Below are 20,299 nucleotides of genomic sequence, written 5' to 3'. Positions count from 1 at the left end.
GAATCATTCTGTTCGTGGGGCTGGTGGTTCCGCACGCCGTGCGGATGGTGCTCGGTCCCGCCCATCGACTCCTCGTCCCGGCCAGCGCCCTCGCCGGCTCCGTCGTGCTGCTCGCTGCCGATCTCGTCACCCGCACCCTCGTCGCGAACGTCGATCTGCCGCTCGGCATGGTGACGTCACTGGCGGGTGCGCCGTTCTTCTTCTGGCTGCTCCGCCGTACCCGTGCTCGCCAGGGCGGCTGGGCGTGACGAAGCGAATCGGCACGGCACGCAACGACATCCCGGTCATCCCCGAACCGGGTTCGAATACCCTCGTCGCCCGCGGAGTCTCCGCTCGGCGCGGGGACGCGACGGTGTTGTCCGACGTCAACCTCGACGTGGTCGCCGGCGAGATACTGGCGCTGGTGGGCCCCAACGGCGCGGGCAAATCGACGCTGCTGTCGGTCATGGCGGGAGACACCGAGCCCAGCGCCGGGTCGGTTCTACTGGACGAGAAACCGCTGAACCGCCTCCGCACGGTCGACGTGGCCAGGCGGCGTGCGGTGCTTCCTCAGCAACACAGCGTCGGGTTCGCGTTCACGGCCGGCCAGATCGTTCGAATGGGTCGAGCCCCCTGGGTCGGTACGTCGGCTGCGCGCAACGACGACGACCGCGTCTCCGCAGCCATGTCCGCATGCGACGTAGCGGACTTCTCCGATCGACCGTTCGCGTCGCTCTCCGGTGGCGAGCAGGCCAGAGTTGCGCTGGCGCGCGTCATAGCCCAGGACACCGCGACGATCATGCTGGACGAGCCCACTGCCGCACTCGACCTGGGACATCAGGAGTCGGTCATGGCCGTGGTGCGCTCGCTCGCTGCCGCCGGCCGTGCCGTCGTTGTCGTGCTGCACGATCTCGGCCTCGCGGCGGCCTACGCCGACCGCGTCGCGATCCTGGACTCGGGTGAACTGGTCGCAACCGGTCCGCCGCGGGAGGTGCTCACCGCCGAGCGACTGGCCCGGGTCTACCGACATCCCGTCGACGTGTTCGACCATCCCGTGACGGGCGAACAACTGGTGGTTCCCCACCGTGTCAGAAACCCTCAAGCACGGAATTGACTCGGTTGAAGAAGGCTCGAACTGCGGTGGTGTCTCGCTGTGACGCATCGGACAGCTGCTGCGCATGGGCGACCGCGTCACGCACCACACCGACGATGCTGCGCTCGTCCGTCAGATCGACCTCGGTGACCGAATGCTCGGCAACCGCTTCGACCTCGGACCGATCCGGTACCGGAGATTGCACATCTTGGCGGTATATCTCGACGTACAGGGTGCTTCGATGCACACGAAACGCGAACGCCCGACCGTCGTCGGTGCGTCCGAAGCCGTTCGGGTGCGTTCCCGCGTTCACTTCCTCGACGACGAAGTGTGTTTCCTCGGTTCCCACGTCCACTCCCATGTCGTGTACTCACCTCGCCCGATCACGCTACCGCCTGTTCGGGCGAGACCGAACGACAACCGATCCGGCGCGGTCGATTTCGCCGAGGTCGCTGCACGCTGGTACAGATGTGGCAACGCCTCCACAGGCAGCGTCTTCTCGAGGAAGTAGGTTCGGCCTCATGCGAACACCGTCGGCTCGTTCCGTTCGAGCGGCAGTCGCGTCCGCGCTCGCCGTCGTCACAGTCCTGTCGGTCGGCGGGTGTTCCAGCGACGACGAGAACGCCGACGACATCTCCGTCGACCCCCGACCGCCGGCCGAGTCCCCCGAAGCCACTGCCACCCCCGCCGGAACCGTCAGCGCATTCGCGCCCGTGGACGCCCTCACGTTCGACCCCGTCACCCGCACCCTCGTGGCGCTGACCGACGCATCGACAACCGTGACCCTGGCCCGCGACGGTGCCGCAGCGCAGACCCAGGTGGTCGATCTGGGCGACACGGGAGCCGCACTCGTCGCCGGACGGGACTCGACAGTGTTGGTGCCCATGGACGGTTCCGTCGCGAGGATCTCCGTGGTGGACGGACAGCGGACCGCCCTGCCTGTCGACGGTGACGCGCTGTCCGCAGCGGACCTACCCGACGGCACGACAGCTGTCGGAGACGACACCGGAGCGGTCCGTGTACTCGACACGAACGGTGAGGTCACCACCACGGTCTCCGGCGGCAGCGTGACCTCGGCCGATGCTCTGGCCAGTACACCGAACGGGGTCTCGGTTCTCGATCGTCGTCAGACGTCGGTGACCGACCTGAATCTGGACGACGGCACCCTCGGAGTGGCCTTGCGCGCAGGCGAAGGTGCCGCGGAGATGACCAGCGACGAGTTCGGCCGCTTGCTGGTCACCGATTCGACGGGGACCGAGTTACTCGTCTTCACCTCGCACGATCTGCTGATGCGGCAACGCTTTCCGGTCGGGTCGCAGCCGTGGGCGATCGCCTACGATGAGCAGTCCGGTGTCGTGTGGGTGACGCTGCCCGCTCTCAACGAGGTGGTCGGGTACACACTCGATACCGGAATTCCGGTCGAGGCCGAGCGGTTGGCCACTGTGCGGCAGCCGAATTCGGTTGCTGTCGACGCCGACACCGGCGACCTGTACGTGGGATCGGCAACCGGTGACGGACTGCAGCGCATCCCCGCTGCCGGTCGTTGACCCGCGTGGACGCGGGAGTGGAGCCTGCAGGAACGACCGATAGGGGATGAGGAGGCATATGAACGCTTATGACAATTCGGCACCGGGGCGCGCGAAGATGCCCGTCGGATGGGAAGTGTCTGCGTCCGACGATTGGGAGTACGTGCCGTTGCGGCTGCCGCCGGATGTGACCCGGGTGACGGCCTCGATGCGGCTGGCGATTCAGGCGGAGTTCGGCGGCTGGGAACTGTCGCGGGTTCGGCTGTACACCGATGGCAGCAGGCGTGTGTTGCTCAAACGCAAGAAGACCGCGCATCACATCCCCGAGCCCGGAATCTGAGCCCGTCGCAGTACTGTTCGACCGCACGATCGTTGACACCACCGCATGAGTTCGACCGAGCCAGATCGACCGGAGAGAAGACCGTGGGAGACCGCCTGTACCGAGTTCTGTTGCGCCTGATGTTCCTCGTGCCACCGGAGAGGATCCATCACCTGGCGTTTCGGGTGCTCCGCGTCGTCGCCGTCGTGCCGCCGCTCCGCTACCTGGCCGAGAAGGCGTTCGTGGTCGACGATCCACGACTTCGCTCGACGGTGTTCGGCGTCGAATTCCCGGCTCCGCTCGGCCTCGCGGCCGGGTTCGACAAGAATGCCGACGGAATCGACGCGTGGGGGCCGATCGGATTCGGTTTCGCCGAGATCGGCACCGTGACAGCGCAGAGCCAGCCGGGCAATCCGACGCCGCGATTGTTCCGGTTGCCTGCGGACCGCGCCATCGTCAACCGCATGGGGTTCAACAACCACGGTGCCGAGCACGCCGCCCAGCGTGTCCGCGCCAGGCGAACGGGCATCCCGATCGGTGCCAACATCGGCAAGACCAAGATCGTGGAGCCGGTGGATGCCGCCGCGGACTACACGGCCAGCGCCCGGCTTCTGGGCCCGTTGGCGGACTTCGTGGTCGTCAACGTCAGCTCCCCCAACACCCCTGGGCTACGTGACCTTCAGGCCGTCGAATCGCTGCGGCCGATCCTCGAGGCGGTTCAGTCCGTGGTGACGGTGCCGGTATTGGTCAAGATCGCCCCGGACCTGTCCGACGAGGACATCGACGCCGTGGCCGATCTGGCCGTCGAACTCGGTCTCGACGGGATCGTGGCCACCAACACGACGATCTCCCGCACCGGGCTGCGCACCGACGCCGACGTGGTCGCCGCAGCAGGAGCAGGTGGCCTGTCCGGTGCTCCGCTGGCAGACCGCTCGATCGAGGTGCTGCGACGTCTCTACCGCCGAGTGGGCACCCGGCTGACGCTGATTTCCGTCGGCGGAATCGAGACCGAGGCGCAGGCGTGGGAACGCATCACCGCGGGAGCGTCACTGGTGCAGGGCTACACCGGGTTCATCTACGGCGGCCCGCTGTGGATCAAGAACATTCACCGGGGACTGGCAACTCGGCTCGAGGAACACGGCTTCGCCACGATCACCGATGCGGTGGGCTCGGCGAACAAGCCCTGAACCGTCGGGTGTCGGAACCGGTGTTCCGACACCCGACGTTCGAGCTCAGGCCTCGTAGATGCCGGTGAGGACCGCACGACCGATGGCGTGCGAGAACAGGTTGAAGCCGAGGTAGGCCGGGGTGGCCGTCTCGTCCACTTCGAGCCGTTCGACGTCCACCGCGTGAACCACGATGAAGTAGCGGTGCGGGCCGTGGCCTGCGGGCGGAGCAGCACCGATGTAGCGGAACAGACCGGCGTCGTTCTTGAGCGTCACCGCGGTGCTGGGCACCCCGGTCCCGCCGTCGTCGCCTGCGCCCGACACCAGCGATGTCGTCTCGACGGGGATGTTCGCCACTGCCCAGTGCCAGAAGCCGGATGCTGTCGGCGCGTCGGGGTCGTAGACGGTGACAGCGAAGCTCTTGGTGCCCTCGGGGAATCCGGACCAGGACAGCTGCGGAGAGTTGTCGTGCCCACCGGCTCCCATGATTCCACTGACCTGCTGAGCGGCCAAGGTCTGGCCGTCCTCGACGTCCTCGGACGTCAACTCGAAGGATGGTAGGTCCGGAAGCGAGTCGTATGGGTTGTACGCCACGATGGTTCCTTTCGTATCAGCTGTGCAGCAAGAAGTGTTCGAGTACCTGTGTACCGAACTCCAACGATTCCACGGGTACTCGTTCGTCGATGCCGTGAAACAACGCCGCGAAATCCAGTTCCGGTGGCAACTTCAGCGGAGCGAAGCCGAAGCAGCGAATACCGATGCGCGCGAACGCTTTTGCGTCGGTTCCGCCGGACAGCATGTAGGGAACGGTTCGACCGTTCGGATCGTGTGCCAGGACTGCGTCGTTCATCGCGTCGACGAGATCGCCGTCGAACGTGGTCTCGTACGGTTCGAGTTTCGTGATCCATTCGCGTTCGACGTTCGGGCCGATCAACTCGTCGACCTCCTTCTCGAAGGCCGCCTGCCGCCCCGGCAGCACTCGGCAGTCCACCACTGCCGTCGCCGTCTGCGGAATCACGTTCGCCTTGTAGCCGGCCGAGAGCATCGTCGGGTTCGCGGTGTCGCGAAGGGTCGCTCCGACGATGCGGGCGATGCTGCCGAGTTTGAGCAGGGTGCCGTCGATGTCCGGTGACGTCGGGTCGAAATCGAGACCCGATTCCTCCGAGACCGCCTGCAGAAACTGCGAGACCGATTCGGTGAGCACCAGCGGAAACGTGTGATTGCCCAGTTTGGCCACTGCCTCGGCGAGGTACGTCACGGCGTTGTCGTCGTGCAGGAAGGATCCGTGTCCGGCGCGGCCCTTGGCCGTCAGCCGCATCCAGGCGAGGCTCTTCTCCGCCGTCTCGACCATGTAGAGCCGCTTCTCGGTGCCGTCCGGACGAGCGACGGTGAGCGAGAACCCGCCGACCTCACCGACCGCCTCGGTGACGCCCTCGAACAGATCGGGTCGGTTGTCCACCAACCAGTGCGATCCGTACTTGCCGCCCGCCTCCTCGTCCGCCAGGAACGCGAACAGGATGTCGCGGGGTGGGACGGTTCCGTTGGACTTGAATTGGCGGGCCAGCGCGAGAGCCATGCCGACCATGTCCTTCATGTCCACCGCGCCTCGGCCCCACACGTAACCGTCCTCGACGGCCCCGGAGAACGGATGCACGCTCCAGTCGGCCGGTTCGGCCGGTACGACATCCAGGTGTCCGTGGACCAGCAGCGCGCCGCGAGAGGAGTCCGCTCCGCGCAGCCACGCGAACACGTTGCCTCGACCCGGGGCACCGGACTCGACGTACTCCGTCTCGTAGCCCACTTCCTCGAGCTTGCTCGCCACCCACTCGGCGCATTCCTTCTCGCCGACGGTCGTGTCGAGCTCCCCCGTGTTCGAGGTGTCGAACCGGATGAGGGAACTGACGAGATCCACGACTTCGTCGAGGGCAACGGTGGCGTCGATATCGGTTGTGTTTCCGGGATTGCTCACATCGTTGGGCACACGTCGTTCCTACCACCAGAATCGGCTCCGGGCACCATGAGAAACGGCCTCGAGCATGAACTGACGTGGGGATTTGGGTTATCGGGAACCCGTCGGATAATCTTACGCAGCACACAGCGGCCGGCTGTGAAAGCAACAAAAGAATATGCGGCAGAGGTCGCACTTGTCCGAGTGGCGGAATGGCAGACGCGCTAGCTTGAGGTGCTAGTGTCCTATTAACGGACGTGGGGGTTCAAGTCCCCCCTCGGACACCGTCTGAAAGATGTAGTCAGACAAAGATTTTCACAGATCTGAGTTGAGACAGACGAAACTGACCCTGATTCTTCGGAATCGGGGTCTTTTTCGTTCTGCACTCGCTTTCGTTCGGCTCGAAGGGGCCGATGCTAGGAGACCGACGATGGACGCGATCGACCCGACCGATCTCGAGACGTGCCTGCGCGTGCTGAAGCAGGCCGCAGAGCTGAACAAGAACCATCCGGATTCGATCGCTGTGCAGCGCGCATCCGGTGCCATGTTCAAAGATCTCAAGCGTGCCCGACGCGTCGCGGCGCGCAACGCCGTCAACGCGGCCGACCGTGCCGTCGTCGCCGCCACCGCAACCGGATCCCCGGACCGAATCGACGACGAGACCGCAGGACTGTCCCTGACCTCCCGCGCCGAGGGAGACATCGCAGGCACTCTGATCAAGGCTCGTCCCTGCTACATCTGCAAGCAGCGCTACACCCACGTCGACTCGTTCTATCACCAGCTGTGCCCGGAGTGCGCAACGCTCAATCGAGGCAAGCGCAACGCGCGAACCGATCTGTCCGGCCGGCGGGCGTTGCTGACCGGTGGTCGGGCGAAGATCGGGATGTACATCGCACTTCGACTGCTGCGCGACGGTGCCCACACGACCATCACCACCCGATTCCCCAACGATGCCGTGCGTCGCTTCGCCGCGATGGACGACAGTGACCAGTGGCTGCACCGTCTGCGCGTCGTCGGTATCGATCTTCGCGATCCGGCTCAGGTTGTGGCGCTTGCCGATTCGGTCGCGGCCGAGGGACCTCTGGACATTCTGATCAACAACGCCGCACAGACCGTCAAACGCTCCCCCGGTTCCTACAGCGCACTGGCCGATGCGGAAGCCGAACCGTTGCCCGCAGCCCTGACGGAAGGCGCAGGACCGGAGCGCATCACGTTCGGCAAGACCAGTGATGCGCACCCCGCGTCACTGGCGAGCTCGTTGCCCGCCACCGCGATCGGCGGCCGGTCGACTGCTGCCCTGAGCGCGGACGACGTGGCCTCGCTCGCCATGGTCGCCGGCTCGGTCACGGCCGAGAGAATCGAGAGCGGGCTCGCCATCGATGCCGGGGGTCTGGTGCCCGATCTCGCCGAGACCAACAGCTGGATCCACACCGTCGAGCAGGTCGACCCGGTGGAACTGCTCGAGGTGCAGCTCTGCAATTCCGTCGCACCCTTCATCCTGGTCTCGCGGCTACGCACCGCGATGGAGGCCTCGGACGCGCGGCGCAAGTACGTGGTCAACGTCTCGGCCATGGAAGGCCAGTTCGGCCGCGCGTACAAGGGGCCGGGCCATCCCCACACCAACATGGCCAAGGCCGCGCTGAACATGCTGACGCGCACCAGCGCGAAGGAGATGCTCGAGAGCGGGATCCTGATGACCGCCGTCGACACCGGCTGGATCACCGACGAACGGCCACACCCCACCAAGATGCGGCTCGCCGACGAAGGTTTCCACGCTCCACTCGACCTGGTCGACGGTGCCGCCCGGGTGTACGACCCGATCGTGCAGGGCGAACTCGGAGTCGATCTGCACGGCTCGTTCCTCAAGGACTACCAGCCGTCACCCTGGTGATTTTCGCGTGCGTGCCCCTCGGCGAACATGGGCTGCGATACTCGTAAGCCGAAGTCGTTGCGCGCGAGCGAACGGCCCTTCTTCACGCACCGATAGGCGGGCACCATGGGCGAGGACGTCGAGCGCCGTAAGTTCACCAGGCAGGACAGGCACGAGTTTCGCCAGAAGGTGCAGGACTGTCTCGATGCCCTGGCGATCATGTTGGCCGACGAGACCTTCCACGTCGGTGAACCGCAGATCGGCATGGAGATCGAGCTCAATCTCGTCGACGACGACATGGAACCGTCGATGGCCAACGCGGCGGTGCTCGACGCCATCGCCGATCCCGACTATCAAACCGAGCTCGGCCAGTTCAACATCGAGATCAACGTCGACCCTCGGCCACTGCGCGGTGCCTCGATCGCCGAGTTGGAGACCGACCTGCGCAGATCGCTGAATGCAGCGGACGAACGCGCCCGCACCTCGGGTAGTCGGCTCGCCATGATCGGCATGCTCCCGACTCTGGACGAGGAGCACTTCGAGCACCGGTGGCTCTCGGCGAATCCGCGCTACGACCTGCTCAATCAGCAGATCTTCGCCGCTCGGGGCGAGGACATCGAACTGAAGATCGGCGGAGTTCGACTGCCCGGTGCCGCTGCCGCCGAGGATCTCGACATCGTGACCGACACGATCCTGCCCGAGGCGGCCTGCACGTCGGTTCAGCTGCACCTGCAGGTGGCTCCGGACGAGTTCGCGTCGTATTGGAATGCAGCGCAAGCCCTTTCGGGTGTACAGGTGGCGCTCGCCGCCAACTCGCCGTTCTTCGCCGGACGCGCGCTGTGGCACGAGACTCGCATTCCGCTGTTCGAGCAGGCCACCGACACCAGGCCGCAGGAGCTCAAGAATCAGGGTGTCCGACCGCGGGTGTGGTTCGGCGAACGATGGATCACCTCGATCTTCGATCTGTTCGAGGAGAATTCACGCTACTTCCCTGCGTTGCTGCCGGTCTGCAGCGAGGAGGATCCCAAGGCTGCGCTGGCCGAGGGCAAGACACCGTCGCTGTCCGAACTGCGCATGCACAACGGAACCGTCTACCGGTGGAACAGGCCGATCTACGACCGGTCCGGCGACGGCCATCACATCAGGCTGGAGAATCGCGTTCTGCCGGCCGGACCGTCGGTGGTGGACACTCTCGCCGACGCGGCGTTCTACTACGGAACCGTCCGCGCGCTGGCCGATGCCGACCGCCCGCTGTGGTCGCAGATGTCGTTCGACGCCGCCGAGGAGAACGTGCACTCCGCGGCCCGCGGCGGGTTCGATTCGATGCTCTACTGGCCCGAGGTGGGCTGGGTGAGTCCGCAGGAACTGGTGTTGCGTCGGCTGCTGCCCCTGGCCGACGCCGGATTGGCCGCCTACGGCGTGGACGCGGCGGTCCGCGACCGCTATCTGGGGGTGATCGAGGCGCGGTGCCTGGCCAAGCAGTCCGGCTCGGTGTGGCAGCGCAACGCCGTCGTCGCCCGCGAACGCGCCGGTGAGAAGCGCGATAGAGCGCTTGCGGGAATGCTCGGTGATTACGTCACCCTCATGAATGCCGGAGAACCCGTGCACACCTGGACGAACTGACGGCGCGTCGACTCGCCGGGGTGACCCGCGTTAGTGTCGCTGGTATGAATTCGCCTGCATCCGACTCCCCCGATCGCACTCACGACATCGTCGTCTACGGCGTCACCGGCTTCGTCGGGAAATTGACGGCGAAGTACCTCGCCGAGCATGCACCGGCAGACACCCGCATCGCCCTCGCCGGGCGCTCTACGGCGAGGGTGGAGGCCGCCAGGAAAGAACTGGGCTCCAGGGCTCAGCAGTGGTCCGTTCTCGAGGCCGACGCAACCGACCTCGCATCGCTCGAGGCCATGGCCCGATCGACCCGAGTCGTCATCACCACGGTCGGTCCCTACGCCAAGTACGGCTTGGAATTGGCAACGGCGTGCGCCGAGGCCGGGACGGATTACGTCGACCTCACCGGCGAGGTCCTGTTCGCTCGCGAGAGCATCGATACCAACCACGAAATCGCTCAGCGCACCGGGGCCCGCATCGTTCACTCGTGCGGCTTCGATTCCATCCCGTCCGACATCGGCGTACACGCGCTGTACGAGGCCGTTACCGCGGACAACGCCGGTGAGCTGACCGACACGACCCTGGTGGTCACGTCGATGTCCGGCGGGGTCAGCGGCGGCACCATCGACTCGCTGCGCGGGCAGATCGAGGCGATGAAGAAGGACAAGCGAGCCCGACGCATCGCCGCGCGGCCGTACTCCCTCAGTCCCGACCGGGGCCTCGAGCCGCAACTCGGCCGTCAGCTCGACACCGTGCTGATCGACGGCAAGAAGATCGACCCGAGCCTGCGTGGTTGGAAAGCCCCGTTCGTGATGGCCTCGTACAACACGCGAGTCGTCCGGCGCACCAATGCACTTCGCGACTGGGCCTACGGAAAGCAGTTCCGCTACAGCGAGGTGATGAGCGTTGGCTCGTCGTTCGCCAGCCCCGTCCTCGCCGGTGCTCTGTCTGCCGGGCTGTTCGTCGGCGTGTCCGCGATGACTGTGCTTCCGGCCAAGGTGCTCGACCGCATTCTGCCCAAGCCGGGCACCGGCCCCAGTGAAAAAGCCCGTGAGAAGGGACATTTCACGGTCGACCTGTACACCCTCACCACGTCGGGGGCTCGCTACCGGGCTCGCGTCAAAGCGTCGGGAGACCCCGGCTACAAGGCCACCGCGGTCATGCTGGCGGAGTCGGCACTCGCACTCGTGTACGGCGGCGACGCCTTACCGAAGGCCGCAGGAGTTCTCACTCCCGCCACCGCGATCGGTGACGTCCTCGTCGATCGTCTCAATGCTGCCGGAATGGAGATCTGGGCCAAGCGGAACTGATCGACCGCGAACTACGACCGCGGGGAGGCCGAGGACAGCTCGGAGTAGAGCTCCTCGGCCTCTGCGGTCGAGTCGACCTGTGGCGGTGAGCCTTCCAACGGTTGGGTGGCGGACTCGCGCAGAAACCCGACCGCGACGAGGCCGATAACACCGCTCACGACGAGGTAGTACGCAGGGATCATCGGGCTACCCGTTGCGCTGACCAACGCAGAGGTGACCAGTGGCGTCGTACCACCGAAGATCGACACCGACAGATTGAACCCGATCGACAGCGCCGCGTAGCGAATTCGGGTGGGAAACAGGGCCGGTAGCGTCGACGCGCTCGGCGCCGCGAAACACGCCAGCACGAGACCGAGCAACAGGCACGCGATCAGCGGGCCGATCCACCCGCTCTCGCGGAGCAGCAGGAAGCAGGGCACGGCGAGAACGATCTGCCCGACAGCACCGAACACGAACACCGGTTTGCGGCCGATTCGATCGGTCAGCCTGCCGACACCCACGATGACGCTCACCACGACGACCATCGCCGACAGGACGAGCAAATCGGCGCTGAGCTGACTGCGGCCGACGACCTCGGTGAAGTACGTGGGTAGATACGACGTGACCATGTAGTTGGTCACGTTGTACAGCAACACGATTCCCGTGCAGATCAACAGAGCCCGCCAATGGTCGGTGAAGATCTTCCCGATCGATCTCCGACCGCTCTCCTGCGCCTTGACCTTGCTGTCGTGTTCGTCGAGTTGTTTGCGGAACGCAGGGGTGTCCTCCAGCTTCAGCCGCAGGTACAGCCCGATCAGACCCATCGGTCCTGCGACGAAGAACGGTATGCGCCAGCCCCATTCGACCATCGTGGCGTCGCCCAACACCGCGTTGAGGATCGTCACCAGGCCGGAGCCCATGGCATAACCGACGAAAGTGCCGAAGTCGAGCCAACTACCGAGAAAACCACGACGCTTGTCCGGGGAGTACTCGGCGATGAACGTCGTGGCACCGCCGTACTCGCCGCCGGTGGAGAACCCTTGGACCAGCCGCGCGACGAGTAGGAGAATCGGTGCCCAGATCCCGATGGTCGCGTAACTGGGGATGAGTCCGACGGCCAGCGTGCCGATCGCCATCATGATCATCGTCGCGGCGAGTACCTTCTGCCGCCCGATTCGGTCCCCCAGTGGTCCGAAGAACAAGCCTCCGAGTGGACGGACGACGAACGCTGCCGCGAAAGTCGCGAACGTCGAGATGAGCTGCACTGCGGGCGTGGCGTCGGGGTAGAACACCTTGCCCAACGTCGCGGCCAGGTAGCCGTACACACCGAAGTCGAACCACTCCATCGTGTTGCCGAGAGCAGCGGCCGACACCGCGCGCTTGAGCATCGGCTGATCCACGACGGTGATGCTCTCCTGCGAGAGCGCCGGCTTCCTCCGCATTCGGTTCGTGAACGCGTCGCGTCGAAGAAGCTGGACGTGTCGATGTCCCCACCGCGTGTGCTGCGGGGTTGTCTCAGGCTCTCGGGCTACGGTCATTCCAGCAACGTTAGCCAGACAAACGATGTGATTTCAAACGACCGAACTCGGTCTACCGATGTTCCTCCAGGTGAACGGCAGGACGTCGAATGTGCCACACCACGTTGACAATTGGAGCAATTCGGCCAATCCGGACAGAGACCGTCGCGGGGCAACGACACCGATCGACGCACAGCTGGCAGGATGGACCCGTGCCGAACCACAACTACGGACTCACGGTGAGCTGGACGGGCAACCGCGGCGTCGGTACCACCGGTGCCGCCGCCTACGACCGCGATCACATCGTCTCGGCACCCGGCAAGCCCGACCTCCACGCGAGCTCCGATCCGAGCTTTCGCGGCAACCCCGAACGCTGGAATCCCGAGGAGATGCTCGTCGCCTCGCTGTCCAGTTGCCATATGCTGTGGTACCTCGGGCTCGCCGCCGCCTCGGGAGTGGTCGTCACCGACTACACCGACTCCCCCACCGGAGTGATGACCGAGCTATCCGACGGTTCGGGTCAGTTCGTCGAGGTCACCCTCGTTCCGGTCGTGACCGTCGTGGACCCGTCGATGGTGCCGCGCGCCGAGAAACCGCACGCATCGGCGTCTTCGAAGTGCTTCATCGCGCGATCGGTCAACTTCCCGGTGCGGCACACCCCGACGACGGAGGTGGCGTCGTGACCGTCCCCTTGATCGTCGACGTGGACACCGGAATCGACGATTCTCTCGCGTTGCTCTACTTGCTCGCCAGTGAGGATGCCGAGATCCTCGGCATCGCATCCACCGCGGGCAATGTGCCGGTGAACCAGGTTGCCGCGAACAATCTCGCCTGGCTCGACGTGTGCCGCGCGGGCGATGTCGAGGTCTCGCTCGGCGCACAGGTGCCCCTCGTCGCACCACTGATGACCACCGAGGACACCCACGGTCCGCAGGGCATCGGGTACGCGGAGCTTCCGGTGTCGACGCGGCCGCTGTCCGACCGGGACGCCACCACGATGTGGATCGAGCTGGTTCGTTCGCGGCCGGGCGAGATCACCGGATTGGTCACCGGTCCGCTGACCAATCTCGCGCTGGCGATCCGTCGGGATCCCGAGCTACCTCGACTGTTGAAGCGACTGGTGTTGATGGGCGGCGCATTTCAGCACCAGGGCAACACGACACCGACCAGCGAGTGGAACATCGCCGTCGACCCCGAGGCCGCCGCAGAAGTGTTCGCGGCCTTCTCCGGGCTACCGCCGGAACGCCGTCCCGTCGTCTGCGCGCTCGACATCACCGAGACCATCGAGATGACCCCCGAACACATCCGGCGTCTTGCCGAGCGCGCCGGAAGCGTTCCGGCCGAATCGATCTCGTCGAGCGATGCTCCGGGTGTTCGCTCGGCCGCGTCGAACCCGATCGTGCGGCACTTCTCCGACGCGGTGCGGTTCTACCTGGAATTCCATCGCGATCACGATCAAGGCTTCCTGGCGCACATGCACGATCCGTTTGCGGCCGCGCTCGCGCTCGACGCGGACATCGCCACCTACCGACACGCGACCGTGGACGTCGAACTCGTCGGGACTCTCACGCGCGGAACGACAGTGGCCGATTGGCGCGGGATGTGGGGTCGAGAACCGAATGCCGCGATCGCGACTCGTACGGACCCGGAGGCATTCTTCGACCGCTTGATCGAGCGTGTCGGGGATCTCGCCGCCCGACTCTACCCCGCAATCCAAATCGCCGAGACAGATTCAGGAATCGAAGGCGTCGAGTAGTTCCTGCGCAGCCAGCGCGGCGGTCAGTGAACCGTCGCGTACCCGGGCCTCGACGTCGCCGCGAATCGCCTTGACGGAGGGATTTTGCGCCAGCCTTCGCAGCAGTTGATCGTTGACCATCGTCCACGTCCAATCGACCTGCTGCTTGCGACGCTTTTCCGCGAATTCGCCTGCGTCGCTGAGCACTTGCTGATGGCTTAGCACGGTGTCCCAGTACTCGTCCAGACCGGTGCCCTCGATGGCACTCATCGTCAACACCGGGGGCTTCCAGATCGCGTCGTGCGGATAGATCAGCCGCAGGGCGCCCGCCAACTCCCGGGCCGCGTTCTTCGCGTCGGTCGCGTGCTTGCCGTCGGCCTTGTTGACGGCCACCAGGTCGGCGAGTTCGAGAACGCCCTTCTTGATGCCCTGCAACTGATCTCCGGTGCGCGCAAGCGTCAGGAACGTGAAACAGTCGACCATGTTCGCGACCGTCACCTCGGACTGCCCGACGCCCACCGTCTCCACCAGAATGACGTCGAAACCTGCCGCTTCGAGGAGCACGATCGTCTCTCGCGTCGCACGTGCGACCCCGCCCAGGGTTCCCGACGTCGGAGACGGCCGAATGTACGCGTTCTCCTGCACCGCGAGCCGCGACATCCGGGTCTTGTCACCCAGGATGGAACCACCGGTCCGCGTCGACGACGGATCGACGGCCAGCACCGCGACCCGGTGACCCTTCTCGATCAACCGCATTCCGAGCGCGTCGATGAACGTCGATTTGCCGACCCCCGGCACGCCGGTGATGCCGACTCGATGGGAGCCACCGGCATCGGGCAGCACCCGAAGAAGCAACTGCTGAGCCAGGTCTCGATGATCCGAGCGGGTGGACTCGACCAGGGTGATGGCACGCGCCAAACCGGATCGCTCGTTCGCTCGAACCGAGTCGGCCACCGCATCGATGTCGATGACACGGCCTCTCGGCGACGCTGCACCGGTCGTGGAACTCGTGTTGTCGTTCGGAGAACCCATGCTCAGGCGTTGGCCTCGCGTGGTGCGTGCCCGAGCGCAACGGACAGCTTCTCCACCAGGCCGATCGCCGCGTCGGCGATGACGGTGCCCGGAGGGAAGATCGCCGCAGCGCCCGCGGCGTACAGCTCGTCGAAATCGCCGGGCGGGATGACGCCACCGACGACGATCATGATGTCCTCGCGCCCGACATCGGCCAAGGCCTGTCGCAGCGCGGGCACCAGCGTCAGATGGCCTGCCGCCAGCGACGACACTCCGACGACGTGAACGTCGTTGTCGGCGGCCTGTCGGGCCACCTCCTCTGGGGTCTGGAACAGCGGGCCGACGTCCACGTCGAAGCCGATGTCCGCGAACGCCGTGGCGATGACCTTCTGACCACGGTCGTGCCCGTCCTGACCCATCTTGCACACCAGGACGCGAGGCCGACGGCCCTCGTCCTCGGCGAACTGCTCGACCAGCGTCGTGGCGCGGGTGATGTTCTCGGATTTGCCTGCCTCGTCGCGGTACACACCACTGATTGTCCGGATTTCGGCCTGATGGCGCCCGTAGACCTTCTCGAGCGCGTCGGAGATCTCGCCGACGGTGGCCATCTTGCGTGCCGCGTCGATGGCGAGGGCGAGCAGATTGTTCTCCATACCCGGCTGATCCGACGCCGCAGCTCTGGTCAGGTTCGCCAGGGCGGCCTCGACCTCGGCGGTGTCCCGCTCGGCCCGCAGTCGCTCTAGCTTCTCGATCTGCTCACGCCGAACCTTGGAGTTCTCGACCTTGAGCACCTCGATGGTGTCGGGCTCGTCGGGCACGTACTTGTTGACGCCCACCAGGGGCTGACGGCCGGAGTCGATACGCGCCTGGGTGCGGGCCGCCGCCTCCTCGATGCGTAGCTTGGGAATGCCCTCGCCGATGGCCTGAGCCATGCCGCCCGCTTCCTCGACCTCGGCGATGTGTGCCCGGGCCCGATTCGCGAGCTGATGAGTGAGCCACTCGACGTAGTGCGAGCCGCCCCACGGATCGATCGGGCGAACGGTGTTGGACTCCTGAGCGATGAGCAGCTGGGTGTTGCGGGCGATCCGCGCCGAGAAGTCCGTCGGCAGGGCGAGAGCCTCGTCGAGGGCGTTGGTGTGCAGCGACTGGGTGTGTCCCTGGGTTGCCGCCATCGCCTCCACACAGGTACGGGCGACGTTGTTGAACACGTCCTGTGCCGTCAACGACCAACCCGACGTCTGTGAATGAGTGCGCAGCGAAAGGGATTTGGCGCTCTTGGGCTCGAACTGCTGGACGAGCTCGGCCCACAGCAGACGCCCGGCCCGAAGCTTGGCGACCTCCATGAAGAAGTTCATTCCGATGGCCCAGAAGAACGACAGTCGCGGCGCGAACGTATCGATGTCCATGCCCGCATCCAGACCGGCCCGGATGTACTCGACACCGTCCGCGAGGGTGTACGCGAGTTCGAGATCGGCAGTGGCACCGGCTTCTTGGATGTGGTAGCCGGAGATGGAGATCGAGTTGTACTTGGGCATCTTCTCGCTGGTGTACGCGAAGATGTCCGAGATGATGCGCATCGACGGCTTGGGCGGATAGATGTAGGTGTTGCGCACCATGAACTCTTTGAGAATGTCGTTCTGGATGGTGCCGGCGAGCTTCTCCGGCCCGACGCCCTGCTCCTCGGCGGCCGCGACGTACAGCGCCAGGATCGGCAGCACCGCACCGTTCATGGTCATCGAGACCGAGACGCTGCCCAGGTCGATGCCGTCGAACAGTTGCCGCATGTCGTAGATGGAATCGATGGCCACACCGGCCATTCCGACGTCGCCCTGCACTCGCGGGTGATCGGAGTCGTAGCCGCGGTGGGTGGCCAGGTCGAACGCAACCGACAGACCCTTCTGGCCGGCCGCGAGGTTTCGACGGTAGAACGCGTTGGACTCGGCCGCGGTGGAGAAGCCCGCGTACTGACGAATGGTCCACGGCTGGTTGACGTACATCGTGGGATACGGCCCGCGAAGGAACGGCGGGGCACCCGGGTAGCTGTGCAGCGGGTAGCCCTCGGCCTCGGCGGCGGCGCGATCGGCCTCGGTGAACACCGGCTTGACGTCGATGCCCTCGGGGGTGGACCACACCACCTGCTCGGGTGTGTAGAAGTTGGCCTTCGCGCCCTTCTCCACGTGAGCGCTGACATCCTCGGCCGACGGCGGCGGCGGAGTCGGCTCGTCGGGATCGACCAGTGGCACCTCGGCGAAACTGCCGATCGTGTGCGAGATTCTGCGCTCGTCGGTATTCACTTCAGGCTCGCTCATCTCAGGCTCCCAGGGTGTCGAGAAGTTCGGTCAGCACGGCGACGGCGTCGACCTTCGCGGTCAGGAATCCATCGGGACGCGAGTCACCCTCGATGCCGGTGAAGATCTTCTCGGGGCCGGCGAGCAGCACCTGCGTGACGCCTGCTGCCCGCAGTGCCTCCACGGCAGTGGCCGCCTCGTCGGCGTATCTCTTGTCGGTTCCGCAGACCACCGCTATGCGAGTTCCGGACGCCTCCACTGCCCCGGCAACAGCCTCGACGGTCAGCGGACCGGGGTTGACGGCCTCGATCCCGCCCGAGGCCAACAGATTCGACGCGAATGTGGTTCGGACGTTGTGTTCGGCAACGCTGCCCAGCGGTACCAGGAGCACGGTCGGCCGTGAATCATGCCGAGCCAGATGAGCATCCGAGCGATCCCGCAAAGCTTCGAAAGCCCTGGCGTACCTGTACACGGTTGCCGAATCCTGCGGCTCGGTCTGCTCCGGGGTCAGTGGCGCCTCGGCCAGGTTGGGAAATTCGTTGACGCCCGTCAGCGGGGTCACTCGGTGAGCGATGTCGGAATCGCGTTCGGCGCGGGTCTTCTCGATCGCGGCCACGAGCGAACCGTCGACGACAGCGGCGCGGAATCCGCCCGACGCTTCGACGGTCTGGAAGAACTCCCAGGCCTTCGCGGCGACCGCAGCGGTCAGTTCTTCGATGTACCAGGACCCGGCACCCGGATCCAGGACCCGTCCGAGATGCGCCTCTTCGAGCAGCAGCAGCTGGGTGTTCCGGGCGATGCGGGCCGCGAACGTCTTCGACACCCCGGCTGCGCCGCCGTCGAGTGCCGCATCGAACGGGAGCACGGTCACCGCATCGGCACCGCCGACTCCCGCGCCGAACGACGCCAGCGTGGTGCGCAGCATGTTCACCCACGGATCCCGCTGCGACATCATCGCCTCCGAGGTCACCGCGTGCTGAGGAGCGTCACCGGCGTCGGGGGCTCCGCAGACCTGCGCGATGCGCGCCCACAGCGTGCGAGCGGCCCGGAACTTGGCGATGGTCTGGAACTGGTCGTCGGTGGCGGAGAATCGGAACTCGATCTGCCTCAAGGCATCCGAGATGCCGATACCGGCATCGGTCATGGACCGGAGGTACTCGAGGGCTGCGGCGATCGCAGCACCGAGCTCCTGCGCGTCGCCGCCTCCGAGATTGTGGAACACGGTGCCGTCGACGGTGATCGCACGAACCGTCTCGGTGCGACCGATCGATTCACGAACCAGTTCGAGTGCCTCGTCCATCTCGATCGACTCGGTTCCACCCAACGGCGCTGTGAGAGTGGCCGCGCCGAGTCGGATGTCGACTGCGGCGCGATCGTCGATATCGGCCGAGTCGAGCACCCCGAACACTGCTGCAGCTGCTGCCCGAACATCCCCGCGCGCATCGAGCGTCAGCGGTGCGAGCTCGAGAAACACTCCACCGAGAACCTCCGGGAGCGCAGTCGGATCCACACCACCGGTGCCGACCGTCAACCACAGAGCGCTGGTGCCGTTGGAGAGGGAATCGAGTATCTGCGTGTTGAGGGTCGACGCGTCGTCGGCACCGTCGCCGCGGACCGAGCCGTGGCGGGTGCACACCTTCCAGCCGGCGTTGACGTCGCGGTGGGGGTCGCGGCCCCGCAAGTAGGGAAATTGCCCCGGCAGTGGACCTTCCGGCCGCTCGTCGAACGCGGTGTACAGCGGGGACACGGTGACCCCGTCGTACGTCGTCGAATCGAGTAGATGTTCGGCGTCGGCGGGCAGATCGGCCACCTCGACCCGACGAGATTTGGCCAGGACACCGGCCACTGCCTTCTGCCAGGCCGCATGAGCGCTGCGTGCGGCATCTTCGTGCGACGCGATGGACACGTGTGCTGCTCCCTCGGTTCGGCGGGTAGTCCTGCGCCCGACTTGAAGTGATGCTAACCCCACCGCCTTGCAGGTTATCGTGAGGATCACCTCACGTTCGGTAGGACGGCTCAGCTCTCGCACTCGCCGAAACACCGAGGTGTCGTCTCGCGCCGGTACGCTGGTCTCTCGTGACCCGGCACCTGCGTGACGTTCGACTGATCGCGCTGCTGGCGGTTGTTGCCGTCTTCGCTCTCGTGGCGGTGTTCGCTCCCCATCCGAGTGTCGAACAGATTCGCGATTGGGGCGTCTCAGTCGGCCCGGCATTCCCGCTCGTGTTCTTCGGCGTGCACGCGATCGTGACCGTCGCACCCGTCCCGAGAACACTGTTCACGCTCAGCGCAGGAGTGCTGTTCGGGCCCCTGACCGGATTGGCGGTCACCATCGGCGCGTCGACGGTCAGTGCGATTCTGGCTCTGCTGTTGGTCCGCGCGATAGGTCGAGAAGCCGTGGCAGCGCGGATGTCGCACTCGGTCCTGGATTCGGTGGACGAGAGTCTGCGGCGGCGCGGATGGCTGGCCGTCGGCTCTCTGCGCCTGATAGCGCCGGTGCCGTTCTCGGTGGTGAACTACGCGTGTGGTGTGTCGGCGGTTCGGCCCGTCCCGTTCGCGCTGGCGACGGCCGTCGGGATGCTGCCGGGCACTCTCGGAATCGTCGTGATCGGCGGAGCGATCGGGGGCGAGACACATCCGGCGCTGCTGGTGCTGTCCGCAGTCTGTATCGCGATCGGCCTCAGTGGGCTGGTCGTGGATTGGCGTCTGTCGCGCGGTTCGCGATCCGAGCCCGCACCCGCAGGCAGTCGACAGGCCGGGAACCTTGATTCTGACTAATCAAGCCTTGAAGCTTGACTGGGTCACATCAACGATTTAGCCTTGTCCGATGTTCGTACTGACCGTGGACCAGCGCCGCAGTAGGCGCGATATCGATCGCGTACCCGAACTGCTCGATCGCTACCGCGACCACGAGCTGATCCGTCCCTTCGAGCGAACCGCAGGAGAC

Annotated in this window: 18 protein-coding genes and 1 tRNA gene; 12 read left to right on the top strand and 7 right to left on the bottom strand. The window is 65.6% G+C overall.

Annotated elements, in window-relative coordinates; all coding sequences use genetic code 11:
• Positions 1–248, top strand: a 248-nt coding sequence (locus CH256_RS16360; protein WP_143536597.1) for an iron chelate uptake ABC transporter family permease subunit, incomplete at its 5' end; no start/stop codon positions are given.
• A complete protein-coding gene (locus tag CH256_RS16355) occupies positions 239–1,093 on the top strand; it encodes a heme ABC transporter ATP-binding protein (protein WP_094642364.1) in 855 nt (284 codons plus the stop codon). The genes CH256_RS16360 and CH256_RS16355, both read left to right, overlap by 10 nt.
• Here CH256_RS16355 and CH256_RS16350 read toward each other — a convergent pair.
• Positions 1,068–1,433: a hypothetical protein gene (locus tag CH256_RS16350; RefSeq protein ID WP_082898619.1), complete on the bottom strand. Its 366-nt coding sequence runs from the start codon at positions 1,431–1,433 to the stop codon at positions 1,068–1,070. The genes CH256_RS16355 and CH256_RS16350 overlap by 26 nt on opposite strands.
• Positions 1,434–1,593: 160 nt before the next feature.
• On the opposite strand from CH256_RS16350, the gene CH256_RS16345 reads away from it, so the two are divergent.
• The 3 genes from CH256_RS16345 (at position 1,594) to CH256_RS16335 (ending at position 4,104) form a co-directional block, all read left to right on the top strand.
• Positions 1,594–2,619 (top strand): YncE family protein, encoded by a 1,026-nt coding sequence (locus CH256_RS16345; RefSeq protein WP_094670051.1) that lies wholly within the window; start codon positions 1,594–1,596, stop codon positions 2,617–2,619.
• A gap of 58 nt (positions 2,620–2,677) precedes the next feature.
• A complete protein-coding gene (locus CH256_RS16340; protein ID WP_094641836.1) occupies positions 2,678–2,938 on the top strand; it encodes a DUF5703 family protein in 261 nt (86 codons plus the stop codon).
• Between the two features lie 95 nt (positions 2,939–3,033).
• A complete protein-coding gene (locus CH256_RS16335) occupies positions 3,034–4,104 on the top strand; it encodes a quinone-dependent dihydroorotate dehydrogenase (protein WP_094670055.1) in 1,071 nt (356 codons plus the stop codon).
• 45 nt (positions 4,105–4,149) lie between these two features.
• Here CH256_RS16335 and CH256_RS16330 read toward each other — a convergent pair whose 3' ends face one another.
• Together CH256_RS16330 and CH256_RS16325 are read right to left on the bottom strand one after the other, a co-directional pair.
• Positions 4,150–4,677, bottom strand: a complete 528-nt coding sequence (locus CH256_RS16330; RefSeq protein WP_068050809.1) for a YbhB/YbcL family Raf kinase inhibitor-like protein — start codon at positions 4,675–4,677, stop codon at positions 4,150–4,152.
• Positions 4,678–4,693: 16 nt separating this feature from the next.
• A complete protein-coding gene (locus CH256_RS16325; RefSeq protein ID WP_094670054.1) occupies positions 4,694–6,025 on the bottom strand; it encodes a M20/M25/M40 family metallo-hydrolase in 1,332 nt (443 codons plus the stop codon).
• Positions 6,026–6,229: 204 nt separating this feature from the next.
• On the opposite strand from CH256_RS16325, the gene CH256_RS16320 reads away from it, so the two are divergent.
• The 4 genes from CH256_RS16320 (at position 6,230) to CH256_RS16305 (ending at position 10,825) form a co-directional block, all read left to right on the top strand.
• A tRNA-Leu gene (locus CH256_RS16320) sits at positions 6,230–6,315 on the top strand.
• Positions 6,316–6,461: 146 nt separating this feature from the next.
• Entirely contained in the window at positions 6,462–7,922 is a 1,461-nt protein-coding gene (locus CH256_RS16315; RefSeq protein WP_094670050.1) for an SDR family NAD(P)-dependent oxidoreductase, read from the top strand.
• Between the two features lie 105 nt (positions 7,923–8,027).
• Positions 8,028–9,524 carry a glutamate-cysteine ligase family protein gene (locus tag CH256_RS16310; RefSeq protein ID WP_094670049.1) on the top strand — a complete coding sequence of 499 codons (1,497 nt, stop codon included), beginning with the start codon at positions 8,028–8,030 and terminating at the stop codon, positions 9,522–9,524.
• A 44-nt stretch (positions 9,525–9,568) separates the two neighbouring features.
• Positions 9,569–10,825: a saccharopine dehydrogenase family protein gene (locus CH256_RS16305; RefSeq protein ID WP_068050812.1), complete on the top strand. Its 1,257-nt coding sequence runs from the start codon at positions 9,569–9,571 to the stop codon at positions 10,823–10,825.
• Positions 10,826–10,836: 11 nt separating this feature from the next.
• Here the strand turns inward: CH256_RS16305 and proP are convergent, their stop codons facing one another.
• A complete protein-coding gene (proP, locus tag CH256_RS16300) occupies positions 10,837–12,342 on the bottom strand; it encodes a glycine betaine/L-proline transporter ProP (protein WP_094641842.1) in 1,506 nt (501 codons plus the stop codon).
• A 191-nt stretch (positions 12,343–12,533) separates the two neighbouring features.
• On the opposite strand from proP, the gene CH256_RS16295 reads away from it, so the two are divergent.
• On the top strand, positions 12,534–13,004 hold the full coding sequence (locus CH256_RS16295; protein ID WP_094670048.1) for an OsmC family protein: 471 nt from the start codon (positions 12,534–12,536) through the stop codon (positions 13,002–13,004).
• On the top strand, positions 13,001–14,077 hold the full coding sequence (locus tag CH256_RS16290; RefSeq protein ID WP_094670053.1) for a nucleoside hydrolase: 1,077 nt from the start codon (positions 13,001–13,003) through the stop codon (positions 14,075–14,077). The genes CH256_RS16295 and CH256_RS16290 overlap by 4 nt, the downstream gene beginning before the upstream one ends.
• Here CH256_RS16290 and meaB read toward each other — a convergent pair.
• From meaB to mutA, 3 genes are read right to left on the bottom strand one after another with little or no spacing between them, the layout of a single operon-like run.
• Positions 14,054–15,088: a methylmalonyl Co-A mutase-associated GTPase MeaB gene (gene meaB / locus CH256_RS16285; RefSeq protein WP_256989452.1), complete on the bottom strand. Its 1,035-nt coding sequence runs from the start codon at positions 15,086–15,088 to the stop codon at positions 14,054–14,056. The two genes, CH256_RS16290 and meaB, sit on opposite strands and share 24 nt — an antisense overlap.
• Before the next feature lie 2 nt (positions 15,089–15,090).
• Positions 15,091–17,376: a methylmalonyl-CoA mutase gene (scpA, locus tag CH256_RS16280; RefSeq protein WP_094670047.1), complete on the bottom strand. Its 2,286-nt coding sequence runs from the start codon at positions 17,374–17,376 to the stop codon at positions 15,091–15,093.
• Between the two features lies 1 nt (position 17,377).
• A complete protein-coding gene (gene mutA, locus CH256_RS16275; RefSeq protein WP_094670046.1) occupies positions 17,378–19,261 on the bottom strand; it encodes a methylmalonyl-CoA mutase small subunit in 1,884 nt (627 codons plus the stop codon).
• Between the two features lie 170 nt (positions 19,262–19,431).
• Between mutA and CH256_RS16270 the strand changes: the two genes are divergently transcribed.
• Positions 19,432–20,130: a TVP38/TMEM64 family protein gene (locus CH256_RS16270; RefSeq protein WP_094670045.1), complete on the top strand. Its 699-nt coding sequence runs from the start codon at positions 19,432–19,434 to the stop codon at positions 20,128–20,130.
• The last annotated feature ends 169 nt before the right edge of the window (positions 20,131–20,299 follow it).

The sequence above is a fragment of the Rhodococcus sp. 05-2254-6 genome (assembly GCF_002258565.1).
Lineage (GTDB): Bacteria > Actinomycetota > Actinomycetes > Mycobacteriales > Mycobacteriaceae > Rhodococcoides.
This window is presented reverse-complemented; position numbering and strand designations above follow the sequence as displayed.

Excerpts from the sequence above, each read along its gene's own strand:
- CH256_RS16350 (WP_082898619.1), bottom strand. The coding sequence starts at position 1,433 with ATGGGAGTGGACGTGGGAACCGAGGAAACACACTTCGTCGTCGAGGAA.
- CH256_RS16315 (WP_094670050.1), top strand. The coding sequence starts at position 6,462 with ATGGACGCGATCGACCCGACCGATCTCGAGACGTGCCTGCGCGTGCTG.
- CH256_RS16305 (WP_068050812.1), top strand. The coding sequence starts at position 9,569 with ATGAATTCGCCTGCATCCGACTCCCCCGATCGCACTCACGACATCGTC.
- CH256_RS16345 (WP_094670051.1), top strand. The coding sequence starts at position 1,594 with ATGCGAACACCGTCGGCTCGTTCCGTTCGAGCGGCAGTCGCGTCCGCG.
- CH256_RS16310 (WP_094670049.1), top strand. The coding sequence starts at position 8,028 with ATGGGCGAGGACGTCGAGCGCCGTAAGTTCACCAGGCAGGACAGGCAC.
- proP (WP_094641842.1), bottom strand. The coding sequence starts at position 12,342 with ATGACCGTAGCCCGAGAGCCTGAGACAACCCCGCAGCACACGCGGTGG.
- scpA (WP_094670047.1), bottom strand. The coding sequence starts at position 17,376 with ATGAGCGAGCCTGAAGTGAATACCGACGAGCGCAGAATCTCGCACACG.
- CH256_RS16340 (WP_094641836.1), top strand. The coding sequence starts at position 2,678 with ATGAACGCTTATGACAATTCGGCACCGGGGCGCGCGAAGATGCCCGTC.
- meaB (WP_256989452.1), bottom strand. The coding sequence starts at position 15,088 with ATGGGTTCTCCGAACGACAACACGAGTTCCACGACCGGTGCAGCGTCG.